At 28.0% G+C, this 20,244-nt stretch carries 15 protein-coding genes and 1 riboswitch; of the genes, 14 read left to right on the plus strand and 1 reads right to left on the minus strand.

Annotation, left to right across the window (positions count from 1 at the left end; genetic code table 11):
* Window positions 1-66 precede the first annotated feature (66 nt).
* The 14 genes from CLSA_RS05590 to CLSA_RS05655 all read left to right on the plus strand — a co-directional run bounded on the left by CLSA_RS05590 (window position 67) and on the right by CLSA_RS05655 (window position 18,626).
* Window positions 67-1,104, plus strand: coding sequence for a type IV pilus twitching motility protein PilT (locus CLSA_RS05590; protein WP_022744434.1), 1,038 nt, complete (start codon window positions 67-69; stop codon window positions 1,102-1,104).
* A gap of 157 nt (window positions 1,105-1,261) precedes the next feature.
* Window positions 1,262-1,344: riboswitch (cyclic di-GMP riboswitch) on the plus strand.
* A 305-nt stretch (window positions 1,345-1,649) separates the two neighbouring features.
* Window positions 1,650-2,402 (plus strand): prepilin peptidase, encoded by a 753-nt coding sequence (locus tag CLSA_RS05595; RefSeq protein WP_041716117.1) that lies wholly within the window; start codon window positions 1,650-1,652, stop codon window positions 2,400-2,402.
* 22 nt (window positions 2,403-2,424) lie between these two features.
* Window positions 2,425-4,113: a GspE/PulE family protein gene (locus CLSA_RS05600; RefSeq protein WP_022744436.1), complete on the plus strand. Its 1,689-nt coding sequence runs from the start codon at window positions 2,425-2,427 to the stop codon at window positions 4,111-4,113.
* Between the two features lie 170 nt (window positions 4,114-4,283).
* Window positions 4,284-5,492: a type II secretion system F family protein gene (locus tag CLSA_RS05605; protein WP_022744437.1), complete on the plus strand. Its 1,209-nt coding sequence runs from the start codon at window positions 4,284-4,286 to the stop codon at window positions 5,490-5,492.
* 67 nt (window positions 5,493-5,559) lie between these two features.
* The gene (locus CLSA_RS24215; RefSeq protein WP_022744438.1) at window positions 5,560-5,991 is read left to right on the plus strand and encodes a prepilin-type N-terminal cleavage/methylation domain-containing protein; all 432 of its coding nucleotides are present in this window, start codon (window positions 5,560-5,562) and stop codon (window positions 5,989-5,991) included.
* Between the two features lie 185 nt (window positions 5,992-6,176).
* Entirely contained in the window at window positions 6,177-7,379 is a 1,203-nt protein-coding gene (gene pilM / locus CLSA_RS05615; protein ID WP_022744439.1) for a type IV pilus assembly protein PilM, read from the plus strand.
* A gap of 15 nt (window positions 7,380-7,394) precedes the next feature.
* Entirely contained in the window at window positions 7,395-7,952 is a 558-nt protein-coding gene (locus CLSA_RS05620; protein WP_022744440.1) for a PilN domain-containing protein, read from the plus strand.
* Between the two features lie 2 nt (window positions 7,953-7,954).
* On the plus strand, window positions 7,955-9,340 hold the full coding sequence (locus CLSA_RS05625) for a hypothetical protein (RefSeq protein ID WP_041716119.1): 1,386 nt from the start codon (window positions 7,955-7,957) through the stop codon (window positions 9,338-9,340).
* A gap of 9 nt (window positions 9,341-9,349) precedes the next feature.
* Window positions 9,350-10,360 (plus strand): type IV pilus modification PilV family protein, encoded by a 1,011-nt coding sequence (locus CLSA_RS05630; protein WP_022744442.1) that lies wholly within the window; start codon window positions 9,350-9,352, stop codon window positions 10,358-10,360.
* 64 nt (window positions 10,361-10,424) lie between these two features.
* Window positions 10,425-12,974, plus strand: a complete 2,550-nt coding sequence (locus CLSA_RS05635) for a hypothetical protein (protein WP_022744443.1) — start codon at window positions 10,425-10,427, stop codon at window positions 12,972-12,974.
* 16 nt (window positions 12,975-12,990) lie between these two features.
* A complete protein-coding gene (locus tag CLSA_RS05640) occupies window positions 12,991-13,524 on the plus strand; it encodes a PilW family protein (RefSeq protein ID WP_022744444.1) in 534 nt (177 codons plus the stop codon).
* Window positions 13,525-13,636: 112 nt separating this feature from the next.
* Window positions 13,637-16,612: a vWA domain-containing protein gene (locus CLSA_RS21960; protein ID WP_022744445.1), complete on the plus strand. Its 2,976-nt coding sequence runs from the start codon at window positions 13,637-13,639 to the stop codon at window positions 16,610-16,612.
* Between the two features lie 172 nt (window positions 16,613-16,784).
* Complete coding sequence (locus CLSA_RS05650) at window positions 16,785-17,561, plus strand: GGDEF domain-containing protein (protein WP_022744446.1); 777 nt, start codon at window positions 16,785-16,787, stop codon at window positions 17,559-17,561.
* A 417-nt stretch (window positions 17,562-17,978) separates the two neighbouring features.
* Complete coding sequence (locus CLSA_RS05655; RefSeq protein WP_022744447.1) at window positions 17,979-18,626, plus strand: DedA family protein; 648 nt, start codon at window positions 17,979-17,981, stop codon at window positions 18,624-18,626.
* A 96-nt stretch (window positions 18,627-18,722) separates the two neighbouring features.
* On the opposite strand, the gene CLSA_RS05660 is transcribed toward CLSA_RS05655, so the two are convergent.
* Complete coding sequence (locus tag CLSA_RS05660; protein WP_022744448.1) at window positions 18,723-20,036, minus strand: aspartate kinase; 1,314 nt, start codon at window positions 20,034-20,036, stop codon at window positions 18,723-18,725.
* Between the last annotated feature and the right edge of the window lie 208 nt (window positions 20,037-20,244).

The raw sequence follows: 20,244 nt of genomic DNA on the forward strand, positions 1-20,244 counted from the left end.
GGTATTTTTATATAGAAGAATGCTAGATTATAAAAAATATTTTGATAGATTAAAAGGAGAAAAACTATGGCTCAAATAGATAGATTGCTAGATGATATAGACATAAATAAGGTATCTGACGTACATATTACATCGGGATTGATTCCGAAGGTGAGAATAGATGGAGTTTTGGTAAATGCAAGCGAAAATATAATACCGCATCAAATTGTCGAAGAATATATTAAGGAATTAATACCAGATAAATTTAATAAATTTTTGGATGATGGAGAGATAGATTTTAAATATAACAGACCAGGAGTTGCCAATTTCAGAGTTAATGTTTATAAATGCAAAGGCAGCTTTGCTATATGTTTGAGAGTTATTAAAGAATCTATACCAAGACTTAAAGATTTAACAGAAGCTACTGCTTTAAAAGCTTTTACTGAATTAAATGATGGGTTAGTTCTTGTTACTGGGCCAACAGGTTCTGGTAAAAGCACAACTCTTGCAGCTATGGTGAATGAAATAAATTCCACTCGGGAAAAACATATTATTACCTTAGAGGAACCTATAGAATATATTTATGAAAATAATAAATCAATGGTAAATCAAAGGGAAGTTGGACAGGATACTAAAAGCTATGCTATGGGTTTACGAGCAGCACTTAGGCAAGATCCAGATGTTATATTGGTAGGAGAAATGAGAGATCCTGAAACAATAGAAATAGCGTTGAGAGCAGCGCAAACAGGTCATTTGGTATTTTCAACTTTGCATAATATGGGAGCAGCTAATAGCATATATAGGATAATAAATTCTTTCGAATCTGGTCATCAAAATGAAGTTAAAATTCAGCTGTCATCTTTGCTAAAAGGTGTTGTTTCGCAAGTCTTGCTTCCAAATGCATCAGGATCAGGACGAACAGCTGCAATGGAGATAATGGTATGTACGCCAAGTATAAAGAATTTGATTAGAGAAGGTAATTATGAACAAATAAATAGTTTTATTCAAATGGGATCTAAGTTTGGAATGCAAACGATAGATATGGATTTAAAGAGATTAGTTAATAATAATATAATATCTCGTGATGAATATGAGAAATGGGTAAGAAATAACAAGATTAATTAATATAATATTAATAGTTTGTTATTATTTAAACATTTAAAGTATAATTTGTGCTAATTATAAATAAAATGCTAGACTGGTAAAAAAATAAGTGGTAACATAATATATGCAAGAATAATATTATTAAAAGTAATATTATGAGATGTATGTAAGATAATTTAGTTATAAGGAAACTGTGATCCATATATTGTAATTGGGCGCTTTATATATGGTGAGTTAGTAGTGCAACCGACCTTTATAGTTTATAAAGGTCGGCTTTTTTATTGTACAGAAAATTATAGAATTTTCTAGCATTGAAAGCCTGAGGTTGTAGCTTTAGGGCTAATGCTGTATAAAAATAGATAAGAAAATAACTCCGAAGGGAGCTTAATGTGGTCACTTTGTTATGCAGAAATAGTTAAAGCTATGTTAATTTAAAATATTATGAAGTTAAATGAAATAATTCTTGAAAAAATATACAAAAAAGAATATAATTAATAAATAATATGTTTAAATATGTAATTAATGAAAATAAAATGAATATAAACCAATATAAGGGGAGTGGGAATTTGGAATATGTCTTGATTTTAATTTTGGGACTAGTTATAGGTAGCTTTTTGAATGTGTGTATTTATAGAATACCAAGGGAAGAATCCATTGTATTTCCACCATCACATTGTGCAAAATGTAATCATAATTTAAGTCCATTAGATTTAGTACCTGTGATGAGTTATATCTTTCTTAGAGGAAAATGTAGATATTGCAAAGAAAAAATTTCTATGAGATATCCACTTATAGAATTATTTAATTGTGTACTATATTTAATCGTATACTTTCAATTTGGATTGACATTAGTTGCTTTAAAATATTGCATTTTAGTATCGATTTTGATTGTTATAGGATTTATAGATTATGATACTCAATTTGTATTTACGAGCACTACGATTTTTGGGGGAATTATAGCAATAATATTTATATTAATTCAGACGATTCTTTATAAAAATGAAAGTACTGATTTGATTTTAGGCGGAATAATAGGATTTGTAATTATATGGTTAATAGTAGTATTAACAAAAGGTATGGGGGAAGGTGATATTGAAATAGCTACTGTTTGTGGATTGTTTTTAGGTATGAAGGGTATTATGCTTGGATTATTTTTATCAATTGTATTAGGCGGAGCAATAGGAATAATTATTTTATGTTTAAAACTAAAGAAAGCTAAGGAAAAAATAGCATTTGGTCCATGCATAGCAATTGGAAGTTTAATAGCTATGATTTGGCAGAATGAAATATTAAACTTTTATTGGAATTTCTTTGTTTAGAAAGAGAAGGTGAGACGGGGAAGTGGCAACTGAAAAAAGAAGACTAGGAAATATTTTAGTCAATGCAGGTAAAATTACTGGATATCAATTGCAAGAAGCATTAAAGTCTCAAAAGGCCCTTGGAAAAAAACTTGGAGAAATATTATTAGATAGTAAGATAGTAACAGAAGATGACATAATTGAATCAATAGAACAACAAACGGGGATAAAGAAAGTTGACCTAAACACAATAAATTTTGATAGAAAGGCAATAACTTTAATACCTGAAAATTTATGTGATAAATATATATTAATCCCATTTGGCTTTGATAATAATAAAATTAAGGTAGCATTATCAGATCCTTTAAATATATTTGCAATAGATGATGTTGCAATATCTACAGGATTTGAAATAGAATCTTTTATAGCTAAAAAGAAGGATATATGTAAATTCATAGGTATATATTATAGTAGTCAACAGGTTAATAATGCTGTAATGCAACTTTCGAAAGAAAGCAATAAATTTAGTAAAAATTCCAAAGTATCTTTAACAGATATGAATGAAGTAAATAGTGCACCAGTTGTAAAAATGGTTGAGTCTATGTTTAAAAATTCCATAGAGATGAATGCGTCAGATATTCATATAGAGCCATTTGAAAATGAAGTTAGAATAAGATATAGAATTGATGGTAAATTAAAAATTATAAATACTCTTGGAATTGAAAGTTTAGGGACAATAGTTACAAGAATAAAAATACTTGCAGGACTTAACATTGCTGAAAAGAGGATACCACAAGACGGAAGAACAATGGTTACTATAGACAATATGGATGTAGATCTTAGAGTATCTGTGCTTCCAGTAGTTAATGGAGAAAAGATAGTTATAAGAATTTTAAATACTGGTGGATCCATATTAAAAAAAGAGCAACTAGGAATGGGAAAAGAAAATATTAAGAAATTAAATAGAATAATTTCAAACCCACATGGAATAATACTTGTTACCGGACCTACAGGAAGCGGAAAGTCAACAAGTTTATATTCAATATTAAGTGAGTTGAATTCTAGTAGTGTAAACATAATAACAGTAGAAGATCCTGTTGAATATACAATGAATGGTATAAATCAAGTAAGTGTAAATGAAAAAGCTGGATTGACTTTTGCTAGTGGATTAAGAAGCATATTAAGACAAGATCCGGATATAGTGATGATTGGAGAAATCAGGGATGAAGAAACAGCTGAAATAGCTACTAGAGCTGCGATTACAGGACATTTAGTTTTAAGTACACTTCATACTAATGATGCACCTTCATCTATAGCTAGACTTATAGATATGGGAGTTAAGCCGTATCTAGTTTCAACATCTGTAGTTGGAGTAATGGCACAAAGACTAGTTAGAAAAATATGTGATAATTGCAAAGAAGAATATATGGCAAGTGATCATGAAAAAGAAATTTTAGGACACGATGTATATAAGCCGCTGATTTTGAATAAGGGAAAAGGTTGTGGTTATTGCAATGAAACAGGATACTCTGGAAGAATTGGTATTTATGAAATTATGGAAATGACAAGAACTCATAGGGAAGCTATAAATTCAGGTGCTAATTCGGATATACTTAGAGATATTTCTATAGAAAATGGAATGAAAACATTGGAGAGCGAATGCAAAGAATTGGTTTTAAGTGGAGTAACGACAATTGAAGAACTTTCTACAATAGCAATGATACAAAAATAGTAGTATAGTGTTTACATTTTAAATGAAATGTTTACCAAGATGTAGTACATATGTTATAACAAAAAGAATATATTCAATGTGTTAGATACAAGAAAAATATTTGATGTTTTGTATATAGATATCAGTTCAAATTATATAGTTCATATCAGAAATGAGGAAAGGAGGTTTATATGTCAAGGTTCAAGTATAGAGTCATGAATTCTGATGGAGAAAAAATTGAAGGAAATTATGAAGCAGATTCTAGAGATGATGTGATAGACTTTATTTCAAGTAATGGATACTATCCCCTAATGGTGCAGGAAGTAATAGAAAGTAAAGATATTAAAATTAATTTCAATAGAAAAGTAAAGCTAAAGGATTTATCTGTATTTTGTAGACAGTTTTACACAATGTTAAATGCAGGAGTACCAATTTTAACATGTTTAGAAATATTAAGCAGCCAAATTGAAAATGAAAAATTGAGACAAGCCACAAAACAAGTAAGTGAAGAAGTTGAGAGAGGTGGAGTTTTATCTGATTCTATGAGAAAGCATAAAGAAGTGTTTCCAAATCTTTTTGTTTCCTTAGTAGCATCAGGAGAAGCAAGTGGTAATTTAGATGAAATAATGTTTAGAATGGCAACTCATTATCAAAAAGAAAATAAAATTAACAATAAAGTTAAAAGTGCATTAATCTATCCAATAATATTAAGTCTAGTAGCAATGGTAGCAATTGTGTTCATATTGACATTTGTGATGCCAACATTTTCTCAAATATTTGATGAAAGTGGAACAAGCTTACCATTAATAACTAGATTGTTGCTTGGATTTAGTTCTGGCATTGCAAAAAATTGGATTCTGATAACTATTTTTATAGCACTAGTTTTATTTGGATTTAGAGTTTTCTTTAAAACAGATGAGGGTGTGCTTACTGCAAGTAAATTAAAGTTAAAACTACCTGTATTAAAAAAACTTAACTCAATGATTATAGTGTCAAGATTTACAAGAACATTATCTACATTAATAGCAAGTGGATTACCATTAATTGAAGCTTTAGAAATTGTAGCAGGAGTTGCGGGAAATATAATTGTTGAAAATGCATTGCATAAAATAAGAGATAAGGTAATTAGAGGACAAGGATTATATTCTTCAATGAAGGAAAGTGAAATTTTCCCAGAAATGTTGTATTCAATGGTAAAGATAGGAGAAGAAACAGGATCTTTAGATGATATATTAAATAAGACAGCAGATTTTTATGATGAAGAATTAGAAGCAACAATTCAAACGTCGGTTGCAATGATAGAACCAATCTTAATAGTAATAATGGGAGTTATTATTGGAATTATGGTTATATCAATTATGATGCCAATGTTTGATAGTTATAGTCAAATGCAAAAATAAGAAAGCAATGCACAATGTGCGATCCAGAGTGCATTAAAATAAATTAATAGAAGTAAGGGGAATTGAAATGAATCAATTAACAACCAAAAAAATGAACCAATTACTAAAGAAAAAGAAGAAAGGATTTACGCTAGTTGAATTGATTATTGTTATAGCTATCATAGCAATATTAGTCGCATTAGCAATACCTAAATTTGGACAAATTATAGAGAATTCTGATCAAAAAGCAGACCAAGCAACAGCTAAAAATATTGCTACAATAGTTGCACAGCAGATAGCAGATGGTAAACAACTTACTACTGCAGAAGTAAATAAAGATGATACTACTGTGTATGATAAATTGGATGGAAATAAACTTCCAAAAGCTAAAGCAGCAAATGGATCAACCACTTTTACCTATACTGTTGGGGATGATGGAAATATAACAGTAAGTTATACTGGATCTGCAGAACAAGTATATCCAGATTACAAAGCTGAAGTAACAAAAGCAAAAAAATAATCATAATAAAAATATAACTAATTCATAAATTACGTGTAAGATTATTAATCTTACACGTAAAATCTAATAATAAAAACTAACATGTAAAATTATTATTAGATTGAAAAACAAACCATGAAAACATATAAAATAAATTATATAGAAATACTATAAAATAAGAAAAAAATAGGGGTATAGGTGTAATTATGAGGGTGAAAAAGAAATCTGAATTAGATATAAATAATAAAGAAATAGATAAAAAAGAAAGAAAATCAATTAATTTTAAAGCTTTAATGAATATGGATCTAGGAGATTTAAAAATTAAATGCTTAAAAAATTTAAAAAAAATCAATAAATTAAGTACTCCAGAAAAAAAGAGAAAAGTGATTGCTTTTGATATTGGAAGCACAACTATAAAGATAGTTGATGGGATGTATTATAAAAATGATTTAACCATAGATAAATATATTACAGTGCAAACACCTAAAGGTGCTGTTATAGATGGAGAAATAAAAAAAGAACAGAAATTATATGATAAATTAAATAAAGTATTAAAAGAAAATAATATAAAAGCCAGAGATGCTATATGTACAACTAATTCTACATTAATTATAAACAGAGAAATTTTGATTCCTAAAGTGGAGAAAGAAGAAATGGATACAGTGATAAGATATGAAATTCAGCAATATCTGCCTATAAATTTGGAAGATTATATATTGCAGGAGACTATTTTAGGCGAAGAACAAATAAATGAAGTTAAAAAGCTTAATGTTCGAGTTATTGCATATCCTGAGAAAATAGCTAGAGGATATTACAATATTTTATCAAAACTAAATTTAAAGCCATATGCTTTAGATGTAAATTATAATGCAGTAAATAAGTTTATTAACTTTACAGATATTAATAATGAATATGAATATAACTCAGAAGATTCAGTTGCTTTTATTGATATGGGAGCAAGCTTTATCGATGTTAATATATATAAAAATGGTCAATTGGATTTTACCAGAATAATAAAAGCTGGTGGAAATGATATTGATGAAATATTAGTACAAATGAATGATGTTAAAGATTATGAAGTAGAAAGTTATAAAATCGAAAATATAAATTTACAACAAGAATTAGATCCTTTAAATATACATGTTAGGGATATGATAGACGATTGGATAGAAAAGATAGAAAAGATAATTCAGTTTTATAAGAATAAGAATATGGGAAATGAAGTTAATAAAATAATTATTTTTGGCGGGACTTCTAAGTTAAATGGAATAGATGAATATATGACATCAAAACTTGGGATAAAAACAAGAAGAAGAAAAGGTCTTTCTAAAATCACATTCAAGTCAAATGACGACGGTGAACCTGTTGATGATTTTATAAATGTTATAGGTTCAGTTATAAGACTTTAAGGGGAGGTGGAAATTATGAAAGATATAAATTTTTTTGAACCGTATTTAGGAAGAAATAAAGAAAAGATAAATTCAAAATTATACATATATGGAGCAATGGGCATAGTAGGATTTTTAATAGTTATAACTTTAATTGTTAATACTGTTAGAATATATATTTTAGGCAAAAGTATAAACGATTATAGCAATAAACTTAACGACTCACAAATGCAGTCACAGTTAAAAGATGCAGAAGATATAAATAAACAAATAAGTATATTGAAGGAATATAATAGTGCACTAGATGATGTTGCAGTTTCTGTAAAACAAAGAGATAATGTTTCGGATACATTATTAAATAGTATAAGTTCAACTGTACCAAGTGAAGTTTCATTTAAAAAAATAGACATAACAGAAAACACAGTAAGCATAAAAGGAGTATCAACTAATAGAATTGCAGTTGCAGAATTAAAACATAATTTAAGTGAATTACCAAACATTAAGGATGTTTATGTAAATTCTATAGATAATTCAAATTCTGTGGAAAATGAATACTCTTTTGATATAAAATGCGTATTAAAGGATGTTGAATGATTATGAAGATGAGTAATAGAGAAAAAATAATGTTATATATTTTAGGAATTATATTAATTGGGATCGGATATTATCAGTTTATATATTCTGTTCAAATGGAGAAAATTGACGAGAGGATTCAAAAGGAAAGTCAAATTAAGCAAAAATATAATGAAGCTATGAACACAATAGGTTCTATGGGTGATAGAAAAAGTGATGTAAAAATATTGAAAGCTAAAATTGGTGATGAAGCGTTACCATTTTATCCAACAATAAGTGAAGAACATATAATATTGGAGTTGGATAAGCTATTGAGTGACAGTGGATTAAAGGGCGGAATTAAATTTGATCCAATTGTATCAAATAGTGTAGAAAATTCAAAAAAAGAGGATAAAAGTTTAAGTGAAAGTTCTATACAAGGAATAGTTGATAAATATGATGATGTAACTGGAAAGAATGATAATAGCGAAAGCAATTCACTGAATGACTCAAATAAAAATACAACTAATGCTAATAATGAAAATTTTAAGAGTAATGATACGAAAAATAATAACAACAGCTCTAATAATACAAATACTTCTAATAGTTCAAGCGACAATAATAATTCAAAGAATTCAAATACAACTAATACAAATGGAGGCAATTCAGGTTCAACTAATGTGGATACAAGCAACTCGAAGGATAAAGGGAAAAATACAGTACATTATCTTAAATGTGCAGTAAGTTTTGAAGGAAGTTATGATGCATTAAATAAATTGTTAAATACAATTGGAAAAAACGAAAAAAAGATTGTTGTAAATTCATTAAATGTAAGTGAAGATACTTTAGATTCAATAAAAGGAACACTTAATCTCGAAATTTATTCAATTCCAAAGATTAATGATGAGTTAGAAAGTTATTTAAAATGGGATTTAAAGAATACATATGGAAAAAGTGTACCATTTAGTACAGGAGCAGCAAGTGGAAATGTACAGGTGAATAATGATACTAATGATTTTGTAGCTTCAGTTAGATATGCAAATTCAGATTTACCAACAGTTATGGTAGGAAAGTCAGATGACCCATTAAAAACTTCTTATGTTTATGGAGATAGCGATTTAAAAGAAGAAGTCGAAATGATATTAACTCAAGATGGAGATAAATATTATTGTAAATATAAGACATCAAACGGAAAGTATCCAGTAAACTATGACGGACTTGGAGCGGAATTTGTACCAAAATCAAATAATATAGTTATAGATGTTTTAAGCCAAAGCAGAATAAGTTCAAATGATAAGTCGGAGCTTGTATTTAAAATAATCAATAAAACAGACAAGTTAGTTAATGTTAATGTTAATGGCGATGATAAATCTAATCCAAGAGTTTCAGTTGATGGTAATGGAAGTAACATAAGTGTTAATCAAAAGTAGGTGAGGATTATGAAGAATAATTCGAAAAAACACGAAGGTTTTACTTTAATTGAAATAATAATAAGTATGGCGTTAATAGCAATCATTTCCGTTGGTGTGTACAATGCTTATTTAGTTCTTATAAAACAAACTAAAGCTGGACAAGCAAAGCAAATGTCAGCTTTGGAAGGAAAAAAAATAATGGAAGAATTACAAGCTAATGATTTAAAAATACCTAATAATATAAATAGTGATGCAGCAATTAATGTAGGAGATATAACATTTAAGTATCCTCAGGCAGTAGCAGAGGATGCTGTTATATATAAGAGATATTTGAATGAAAATTATAGTGATAAGGATTCAAGTGGCAGTGATGTTAATGAAATTTCGAGAAAATACACTGAAACAGTAACTTTAAAGCCTACACAAGCTGATGGAGAAAACGTAATATTAAACGACAATAATTTAATTAATGGATTAAATAATAATAATTGTAGATTCTATATAGGTAAAGAGAATTCGGGTGATTATATAACAGATAATCCAAATCAACATGAGTCCAATAATTTGCCAAGTGAAATTGATGAAAATTCAAGGAAAATAGTGATATCTGTTTATTTAGATAAATCACAAACTGATCAGAATAAGGAAGATATAAAAGTTAAGGATTATAAAGGTAGTGATTTACTTTCGATGACTAATGATATAGATAAAAGTTTATATATAAATTTTAGTCAATATGATAAAACTAATAATTCTTCTCAAAATGATGCGCCTATAGAAATAAATATTTATAACAGAACTGAAGTTGCTTCAAATATTTATATTGAAAAATCTAATAGTTTGAATGTAAACACAGATATACGTAAAGGTCAAGTTAATATATATGATAATCGAGCTGAAAATACTGAAAAATCTAAAATTGGAACTTTATATGATATTAAAGTTGAAATAAAAGATTATAAGAAAGATATAGAGGGTCAAATAAAAGAAGACAAAGACAATTTATTTACAGGATACTCCAAGAAAAATATTAAGTAGTATTGAAAGAAAGTATGCATGGGTTATAACAAACTCTTAGATAAATATACAAGGGGGTGAAGTTATGAAAAGGAAGAAGGATGGTGCTAGTCTAATTATTGTGATAATAATTTTTATGTTTATATCTACAGTATCTATTGCCATGTTATCAATGATAATTGGAAATTATAAAGCTAGGATTGCAGAAAGCAAAAGAGCAGAAAATTTATATGCTTCGGATTCAGGGCTAGATGTTACTTATAATGTAATAGGAAAAAATTTTGATGCTGCAACTAAATATGGATATTATGAGGTACAAGCATTGAAAAGCCAAGAAGGAAATCCTAAAAGTCCTAATGATGAAACTTATAGAGCTATAGAAGATGATGTTAAGGAATTAAATAAGGATATCTATAATTTGCAGCATGAAAATGATAGCAAACAAGATAAAGATAAAAGAAAACAAAGTGATATTGATAAGGATATAGCTAAAAAAAGAGATTTAATAGAAGAAGATAAACAAGTTGAGGAAATTCTTCTTAATGAGGAATTTAAAAGAGCTTTTAAGAATTTCATTATGAGAACATCTAATGTTAAAGATGAAGAGAATATACCTGAGAAATTACTTCAAGATTCAATAGAGGGGCATAAATATGTTAGTTCAATTACTGATAATGATATAAATAATATAAATGCTCTAGTTGATACTGAAAAGATAATAAAATTTGGGATTCAAAGTGAAAATAATGAATCTCCAGCTCCCAAGCTTAGTGTTAATACTATTGATTTAAAAAATCTTTCTGAAGGTTCGAATGAAACAAAAGGAATAAGTAAATCAGATGGGCACCATGAAGATAAGTCATTCCAAATATGTGGACAACAATATTATGATATAGCTGTAACATCAGACTTTTATTCTAAAAAGGATGTTAATGGAATTGAGTATGACTCTACAAAATCAAGTAAAAAACCATCAAATGAAAGAAAACTTCAAGTAAAGTATAAAATGTCAGTACCTAATTATAAGGACATATATTCACAAAATTCCACTGGAGACTTAAAAGACTATTTAGCTCTTAAAGATAGAGCATTAACAATTGGTGGAGATATGAATATAACCAATGCGGATAACTTAAATGTTAATGGAAATATTTTTGTTCAAGGAAAAGAACCAACAATAAAATTAGACAATAGCGACAGAACGTATGAGAAATATCATGGCGGAATAACAATTTCCAATAGTAAATCAATAAATTTTTCTAAAGATGTTATAACTAGAAATACTTTTAATATTCAAGATGAGGTAAATGCAACGATACATGGTAATCTATATGGGAGGAATTTATATGTTGGCAATATATCGGACGGAGATCAGGGATTTGCTAAGAATTCCACATTAGATTTAAGTGATGGAACTGGACAAGTCGTACTGGATAACGATTTATCATTAAAGGCTAATAATTCTACCGTTAATATGAAAGATTTTTATGGTATAAATGATAAAAATATAACTTATAAAGATTTAGAGGGAAAAGGCTTTACAAGTGATGAACAAAATGCAAATAAAGTGAAATCATCTAGTAGCATAATTATTAATGGTAATGATGATAAAACAAGCGTTAATATTAGTGATTCAGTGTATATAATGGGAACAGCTCACATTGATACCGATAAAGATAAGCAAAATAGTGGATATCAGACAGGAGAATCAGGTGCGGTGAAAAAAAATTATATAGCGTATTCTGTTCCATTAAATGAATTAGAAAAATTTAAATACTATAATCCTCTACAGTTGTTAGATGAATCGAATGTGTTTAATAAAGCTAAGCATTTTGCTGATTACTGGAGTGGTAAGGATGTAGATAGTGGAGGAATTAAGTGGCCAGGATATAAGAGAGGTAATTTTGATAAAGATAAAATACATTCTGTTGGCGCAATAGTTTATAAAGAAGACAAAAAACCAGCAAGAGTAATTATGCCTAATTATGAACAAAGTTTAGAAGAAAACAATGGAGATGAGAATAATGTATATAATAAGAGGGTTGAATTTGCAAAAAAGGTATATGAATTTGGTCAATATGCTACTATTGATGATTATACCAATACAAGATTAACTACAATTAATTCATTAATGAATCTGGATAAACTTCCCAATGAATATGTTTTAAAAGATCAGGTGAATAAAGGTGAATATGCTATCTTTAATAAGAAGGATGAAATTAAAGGTAAAACTAAAAAAATAATAATTAATCAGTATGATGGTGATAAAGATGAAATAAATGATGAGGGTGATGATACTATCGAAATAAACGTAGCAAAAAAAGATGGTAAATATAGCTTGAATGCTGTTATAGCAACAGATGGAGATGTTTCTATTGAGTCTGGTATTACTTTTAACGGAAGTATTATTGCTAAAGGTGATTTAAATATTAATAAAGACAGTGTAAATGTTAATTACGATTCAGATGTTATAGATAGAGTTCAAGCAAAGAATATTGATACTTTTAAAGCTGTATTTGGTGAAAGTATAATAGATAGTACTAATAATTCTAATAACACTAATACTGAAAGTGCAAATTGTAACTATGATTTAAATAACTTTTTGGAAAATAAGTTATGGAAAATTATTAAATAAGAAGGTGGATTTAGCAATGAAAAGGAAAAAGCCGGGCTTTACATTGATTGAAATTATAATAGTACTAGCATTGACAGTGATTATATTGGCAATTGCGAGTTCTATATTTATCACTGGTAATAAGGTGTTTTCTGATTCAGATGTTAAATCCACTTTGCAAGTTGAAGGACAAATAATTGAAGAGAATCTAAGCAATATTGGAATGCAAGCTGAAGAAATGACATCAGCACAAATTCAAGATGGTGAAGTGAAAAACTTAACAATTAAATCATATGATAATGATTATAATATTAGATATTTCAAAATTTGGATTAATGGAAAAACACTTACTATAGACAAATGTAAAAATTCTGATGGTTCAGAAGTAGAGAGTTCACAAGATCTTTCTAAAAATATTGGAAGTTTTAAAATATCATATAATGGAAATTTAAATGATGCTAATTGCGTTGAATTTATTATTAAGTTGAGTAATAAAAAAGGATTTACTAACGTTGATAATTATCCAATTGATTTTAAAGTGACTTTTAGAAATAATGGATTAACACAATGATTAATCGATGCATATAAATAAGTTTCTATAATAAAGTTAGATTATTATTAATTCCATGAAGTCATATATTGTAAAGTTTTTAACGTAACTTGTATAGAAAGGAGAAGGCATTTTGAATATAATAAAAAGCAAAAAAATTTTACTTAAGAGAATAGAATTAGTAATATGTTTTATATTATTAGTTTCCTTAATAAATATTAATTCAAATAATGCAAGTGCTGTAAATCAGAAGTTACCAAATGAGCCATCATTTGAAGTGAAGATAAATTCGGCTACGCCAAATCCAGCGCTAATAGGTGAAGATATAACAATCAATGGAACAATAACGCCACAGCCTTTTGAAACCGAAGCGAAATCTCAAAAAAAAGAAATAGTTTTAGTATTAGATGTATCAGGTAGTATGGATGACGAAGTTGATACAAAGTGTACCAATCAAAGGGGAAGACATGAAGTATCATGGTATGAGGCTAACCAATTATATTATAAGGGAATTGATATAATTTATAAAAATGGTCATTATTATGTAGATGATTATTGTGAAGAACACGGAAAAATAGGAGAACATAATTCAACAAAGATAACTGAACTTAAGAAAGCGGCAAATAATTTTATCGATAAGATGAAAAGTGTTTCTAATTTAAAAATAGGCATTGTAGCTTATTCTACTAACGCAACTATTAATCCAGGAACATATCAGAATGGTTTTCTAGATGATAGTGACACTTTGCACAACATAGTTAATGGGTTAGGAGTTGATGGAGGAACTAATACAGGAGAAGGGCTAAGAAAAGCTGAATACATGTTAAAGAATGGTGAAACGGATGCAAAAAAATCAATTGTTTTTATGTCAGATGGAGAACCAACGTTTTATTCAGCGGAGGAAAAATATGAGCGGAACTATGGAAGATATTATGATTATTATACTTCAATCGATAATACTAACCCAGCACATGGAGGACCAGGTAATTCAGATGAACAGGGATATTGTAAGGAATATGCTGAAAAAATAGGTGCTATAATAAAGCAAAATAAAAGTAATATATTTTCGATAGGTTATGGATTGGAGGACTATGGAAATGAGACTATGAAAGATATTCATGAATCTATGGGAGGAATATCTGATAATAAACATTTCTTTGCAACAGGCGCAGGTGCAATAGATGGGGTTTTCAGCGGAATAGCCGATGAAATTATAAAAAGCTACACCATAGATTCCTTAACGGCTAATATGAATTTTAATTCTAATGATGGTTTTACTTTAAATATTGGTGGAAATACAGTAAAGCTTGATAACATTGTTTATAATAAAGTGGATAATTCAGAAACGAATGGAAAATGGAGGTATGAAGCAGCATCAATACCATTTAGTTTTATAATTAAAGGAAGTAAACCAGGTGAATATAATAATATATTTAAGGATTCTAATGTAACATTTACATGGGAAGGTAATGCAATAAGTGGACCTATAAATCAAAATAATTTAAAAATAATAATAAAGGATAATGAACTTCCTAATATAGAGGCAAATTTAGAAAGTGCAGCACCAAATCCTATTAATAATTTAAATCAAGAGATAACTTTAAATTATGGAATAAATCCTAATAGTTTTACTTTTGCAAACAATAATGGATCAGATCTTAAAGATGTGGTTATATTATTAGATAATTCGAATGTAATGGGAGACAGCAAGTTAGGAAAAATTAAGGACAACTTATTTAATAAAATACTTAATGATAATACATTGAAGAATCAAAAAACATCTTATGCTTTAGTAACTTATAATAATAGTGCGACTATAAAGTCTGATTTTGTAAGTTCACAATCAGAAATTACAAGTTTTAATGATAATGTATTGAAGTCTATTGGACCTGAAAATGGAGCAAGAAATATAGTAGACGCATTTAATAAAGCACAAACTTTATTTCAAGGAGGAAGAAGTAACGCTAAAAAATACATTCTTCTTATATCGTCAGGAAAAGCAAGTGGCAGTATAAAGGACATAGATGCTAAAATAGATGAGATAAAAGGTAAGTACAATTTAATTAGTTTGGATTTATCTAATATTAATAGTGCCAATGTTGACGATATTTTATATAACGATGATAATGATGAGAATAATGGTAACAACCATTTTATAAAATATTTTCATTTAAAATCAGGTGGACAAAAAGAAGATTATTTTATAAATAAAAATTATGATGAAAGCAATTCTAATCCATGTTTAAATGATGATAACAATATAGCTAATAGTATAATGGATGCAATTGCAAAGAGACTAAAAGGTGGTGCAATGTCATCATATGTCTTTAGTGATTTGAAATTAAACTTTAATCTTGGTGATAATTTTCAGTTAGTTCAAAATTCTAATTCGGATTTAGTTAAGAATATGGAAGTTACAGGGGATGACAATTTAACATTAACTTTACCTACTATTGAATATAGGCTGGACAGTACTGGTAAATATGTAGCTTGGTATGAAGATAAAGATGGTCAATATAAGACATGGGGCAGTGATAAAAACTTATTTTATGTATCTTTTAAAGTAAAACCAAAGAAATATGAAGAAGCATTAGGATTTGGCACACCAAATACGATTTCATATACTAGTTTATTAGGCAAATCAATAAGTAAGCCTATAGAAACACCTATTATAAACGTTAGAGGAATACAAGAAGTAATTCATGGGCTTTATAGTGGAATGAATGAAGATGGAACGCCTAATATAGAAAGTGCGACATCAAAGGATTTTTTGCAGGGAACTAATGTTAGGTTAGGGGCAACATTTAAAGCTTATAATGGAAGTGTGGCAAATCTTATTGTTGATACAGGGAATGTTGATAGAGACAACATTAATGTATATAAAATAGTTGATGGAAAGTTAAATCTTATAGGAAAGATGGTTCCCGATGGAAGTAATAACAATTATAAATTTAATTTTAGTGAGGAAGGTAATATTCTAGTTATATATAATGAAACGTTACCTAAACCTACAGAAAGCCACTTTTATACTAACCATATAACAGTTGATAATGCGAATGCAATAGCAACATTACATGTAATAGTTAAAGAGTTACCAGAATTATTTTAAAATTTAATATTTATTTAAGACATAAAAGGATTATATATATAATATAATAGTTGTAACATTATGTTATGTTCAACTACAATAACTTATACAGAAAATTAAAATAATGTTTTATATATTAATAATTTTATGTACATTAATACTAAATGTGAATTATAAAAGAAGGTGGCTTTTTATGGTTGAATTAAGAAAAGTGATAGTATTCATATTTGTATCATTTCTTTTTGTCTATATGATATGGATTAACTTCAGTGTGTTAAATAAATTTGGTCATAAGAAATTATTGTCTGCTTTAATGATAAGTGGCTTGGGATTGATTTCCATAGGTACATTTTTTGATGTGATATCAAGCTTATCAGGGATGAAATTTAGAAACTTAATTCAAATATGTTTTACAGCCGGAGCAATTATATTTGTAACATATATAATATTATGGAGCAATCATATAGCGAAGATCCTTGCTAATCTTAATCAACACGCACATACTGATGCTATGACAGGAGTGTATAATAGAATTGGATTTGAAAGAGAATTAATGAAGAAAAGTTCTAGAAAAAAAGAATCTTTTTATGTTATGGTTTTAGATCTTGATAAAACAAAGGAGATAAATGATAATTTTGGACATTTAAATGGAGATAGATATATAATAAGTGCAGCTAAAATAATAAAGGATGAGATGGGTAAGATTGGTTTTGTGGGAAGAACTGGTGGCGATGAATTTATTGCATTTTTAGAAAATGTAAATGAATATGACATAGAAAAGATTAAACATTCTATAAAAATACGAGTTTCAAATATTTTTTTAAAAGAAAATAAGAATATGAATATAAGCATAGGATATTCAAAGTATGAAAAGGATGGACAAGATTATGATGAGCTCTTAAGAATTGCAGATGAAAGAATGTATGAAGATAAGAAAAAAAGAAAAAATATTATTAGAAATTTGCAGTAGCACAAAAAATTGTAATTATGATTTCAATGAAGGAGTTATATTAATATAGCTTCTTTTTTGATGTCTAATAGAGTGCAGGAATTTTATTTTCTTTACAATTTATAGTTTTTTAATAAAAATTTAATGTATTTGAACTATTATTAATGTATAATAACCATATTAAATATAATTAAGGATTTCTTATGGAGCATGAAATATATATTATAAGAAAACTTAAAGTTAAAAATGTATGATTTGAGATTTAGGGTAAATTTGTTATAAATGTTTCAAGTTATATATAATTTAAATTTCTTATAAGTAATTTTAGCACATAATCTATATTACTAATTGTAAATTTTAGGTTTTTATGAACTGATTTTTTGCTTATTTGTATATCCTGTATTATTAAATTATATTGAGATTAAAGGAGGAATAAGTATGAATACTTATGCGTATATAATAGATGTCTTTTTACATCTTGATAAATATTTAGGTACTGTAATAAATAATTATGGCTTTGAAACTTACTTAATATTATTTCTTATAATATTTTTAGAAACAGGATTAGTAGTAACTCCATTTTTGCCAGGAGATTCATTAATCTTTGCAGCAGCTACTTTTGCAGCATTAGGAGCATTAAATATTTATATATTAGTTGGAGTGTTAATGGTTGCAGCAATTTTAGGAGATACAGCAAATTATGAAATAGGTAGACATTTGGGTGAAAAATTGATAAAAAGTGAACGGTTAATTAAGAAGGAGCACATTGAAATTACTAACAAGTTTTATGAAAAGCATGGTGGGAAAACAATAATATTTGCAAGATTTGTTCCGATAGTTCGTACATTAGCACCTTTCGTAGCTGGAATAGGGAAAATGAGTTATAGACATTTTATTTCTTTCAATGCATTAGGTGGAATTCTTTGGGTATTAGTAGTTTCTATTTGTGGATATTTCTTTGGAAATATTCCAGTAGTTAAAGAAAACTTTACAATTGTAGTTATAGGAATAATAGTAATTTCTATTCTTCCAGGGATTATTGGATTTGTTAAAAGTAAGATGAACAAATATAATGAAGTTGTATAAAAAATAAATTATAATATATATTAAAAGAGGTGTGGTATACCACGCCTCTTTTAAATTCAGATTGAAATAGTTTTTTTATATAAAAACAAGTTAACTTTAGTTAAATGCATTATATATTGAAATGATGCATTTTTCAAAGTCATCATTTTCAATTCCAACTAATATATTCATTTCACTAGATCCTTGGTCGATCATTCTTATGTTAACTTCTGCATTTGAAAGTGCTGTGAATATTTTTGCAGCAGTTCCTGTTTGTTTAGCCATTCCACGTCCAACTGTTGCAATCATAGCCATATTTGGATGAACTTCTATAGAATCTGGGTTACATATGTTTTGGATTTCTTCGAGAACAACTTGATGTTTGTTCTTTAATTCGGAATCTGAAATTACAAGACAAACTGTATCTATTCCTGAAGGCATATTTTCAAATGAAATTTTGTGCTGTTCAAGAATTGATAATAGCTTTCTACAGAATCCAAGTTCTGAATTCATCATAGCTTTTGTAATTGAAATTACAGTAAAATCTTTTTTTCCAGCAATACCAGTTATTGTAGTTGGCTTAATTGAATCATCCTCATCTTGTACTATAAATGTACCTTCATCTTGTGGTCTATTTGTATTTTTTATGTTTATTGGAATACCAGCTTTTCTTACTGGGAATATAGCATCTTCATGTAATACCGAAGCTCCCATATAAGAAAGTTCTCTAAGTTCTGAATAAGTTATTTTACTGATTGGCTTTGGATTTTCAACTATTCTAGGATCTGCCATTAAGAAACCAGAAACATCGGTCCAATTTTCATAAAGATTTGCATTGATGCTTGCAGCAACTAATGCTCCAGTAACATCAGAACCACCTCTTGAGAATGTAACAATGTTACCAGATTTATCAGCACCATAAAATCCAGGAATAACAGCCTTAGAAACATTAGATAATCTGTTGTGTAGAGCGCAGTTTGTAGCTTCATTATCTAATGAGCCATCCTTTTTAAAAACTATAACATCTTTAGCATCAACAAATTCAAAGTCTAAATATTTCGCAAGAATTAAACCATTTAAATATTCGCCTCTACTTGCAGCGTAATCACTTGATGCACCAGCTTCAAGGTCTTTCTTTATTGTATTTAATTGATCTTCTATACTAAAATCTAATTTTAAATCATTTATTATATCAGAATATCTTTGTCTTATGTGATTAAAGACATCATCTAAAGCGATTCCAGCAGCAACATGAGCATGACAAAGGTATAATAAGTCAGTTACTTTTGAATCTTTAGAGTCTCTTTTTCCAGGCGCAGAAGGTATTACATATTTTCTTGCATCATTAGAATAAATTATGTCTTTAACCTTTCTGAATTGATTGGCATCAGCTAATGAGCTGCCACCAAATTTTGTTATAATTGTGTTCATAAGTATAGCCCCCAATATATTATAAATTTTATATATAAGATTGTAGCAATTTATCTAAAAATGTTCAAGATAATTATTAATAATAAAAGAGTATTTAATTGTAGAATTATATTGTGAATAAAAATTTTTTTTTGTGCATATCTTAAAATTGAACTAAGAGATATGATAGTTGACAGTATTTAGCATACCTTTTATAATAAAGTACAGA

It is taken from the genome of Clostridium saccharobutylicum DSM 13864, assembly GCF_000473995.1.
Classification (GTDB): Bacteria; Bacillota; Clostridia; order Clostridiales; family Clostridiaceae; genus Clostridium; species Clostridium saccharobutylicum.

What these genes read in the sequence shown, in the direction of transcription:
- CLSA_RS05640 (WP_022744444.1), top strand. Translation starts at nt 12,991, where the DNA reads ATGAAAAGGAAAAAGCCGGGCTTTACATTGATTGAAATTATAATAGTA.
- CLSA_RS05605 (WP_022744437.1), top strand. Translation starts at nt 4,284, where the DNA reads ATGTCAAGGTTCAAGTATAGAGTCATGAATTCTGATGGAGAAAAAATT.
- CLSA_RS05650 (WP_022744446.1), top strand. Translation starts at nt 16,785, where the DNA reads ATGGTTGAATTAAGAAAAGTGATAGTATTCATATTTGTATCATTTCTT.
- CLSA_RS05655 (WP_022744447.1), top strand. Translation starts at nt 17,979, where the DNA reads ATGAATACTTATGCGTATATAATAGATGTCTTTTTACATCTTGATAAA.
- CLSA_RS05635 (WP_022744443.1), top strand. Translation starts at nt 10,425, where the DNA reads ATGAAAAGGAAGAAGGATGGTGCTAGTCTAATTATTGTGATAATAATT.
- CLSA_RS05625 (WP_041716119.1), top strand. Translation starts at nt 7,955, where the DNA reads ATGAAGATGAGTAATAGAGAAAAAATAATGTTATATATTTTAGGAATT.
- pilM (WP_022744439.1), top strand. Translation starts at nt 6,177, where the DNA reads ATGAGGGTGAAAAAGAAATCTGAATTAGATATAAATAATAAAGAAATA.
- CLSA_RS05590 (WP_022744434.1), top strand. Translation starts at nt 67, where the DNA reads ATGGCTCAAATAGATAGATTGCTAGATGATATAGACATAAATAAGGTA.
- CLSA_RS24215 (WP_022744438.1), top strand. Translation starts at nt 5,560, where the DNA reads ATGAATCAATTAACAACCAAAAAAATGAACCAATTACTAAAGAAAAAG.
- CLSA_RS05620 (WP_022744440.1), top strand. Translation starts at nt 7,395, where the DNA reads ATGAAAGATATAAATTTTTTTGAACCGTATTTAGGAAGAAATAAAGAA.
- CLSA_RS05630 (WP_022744442.1), top strand. Translation starts at nt 9,350, where the DNA reads ATGAAGAATAATTCGAAAAAACACGAAGGTTTTACTTTAATTGAAATA.
- CLSA_RS05660 (WP_022744448.1), bottom strand. Translation starts at nt 20,036, where the DNA reads ATGAACACAATTATAACAAAATTTGGTGGCAGCTCATTAGCTGATGCC.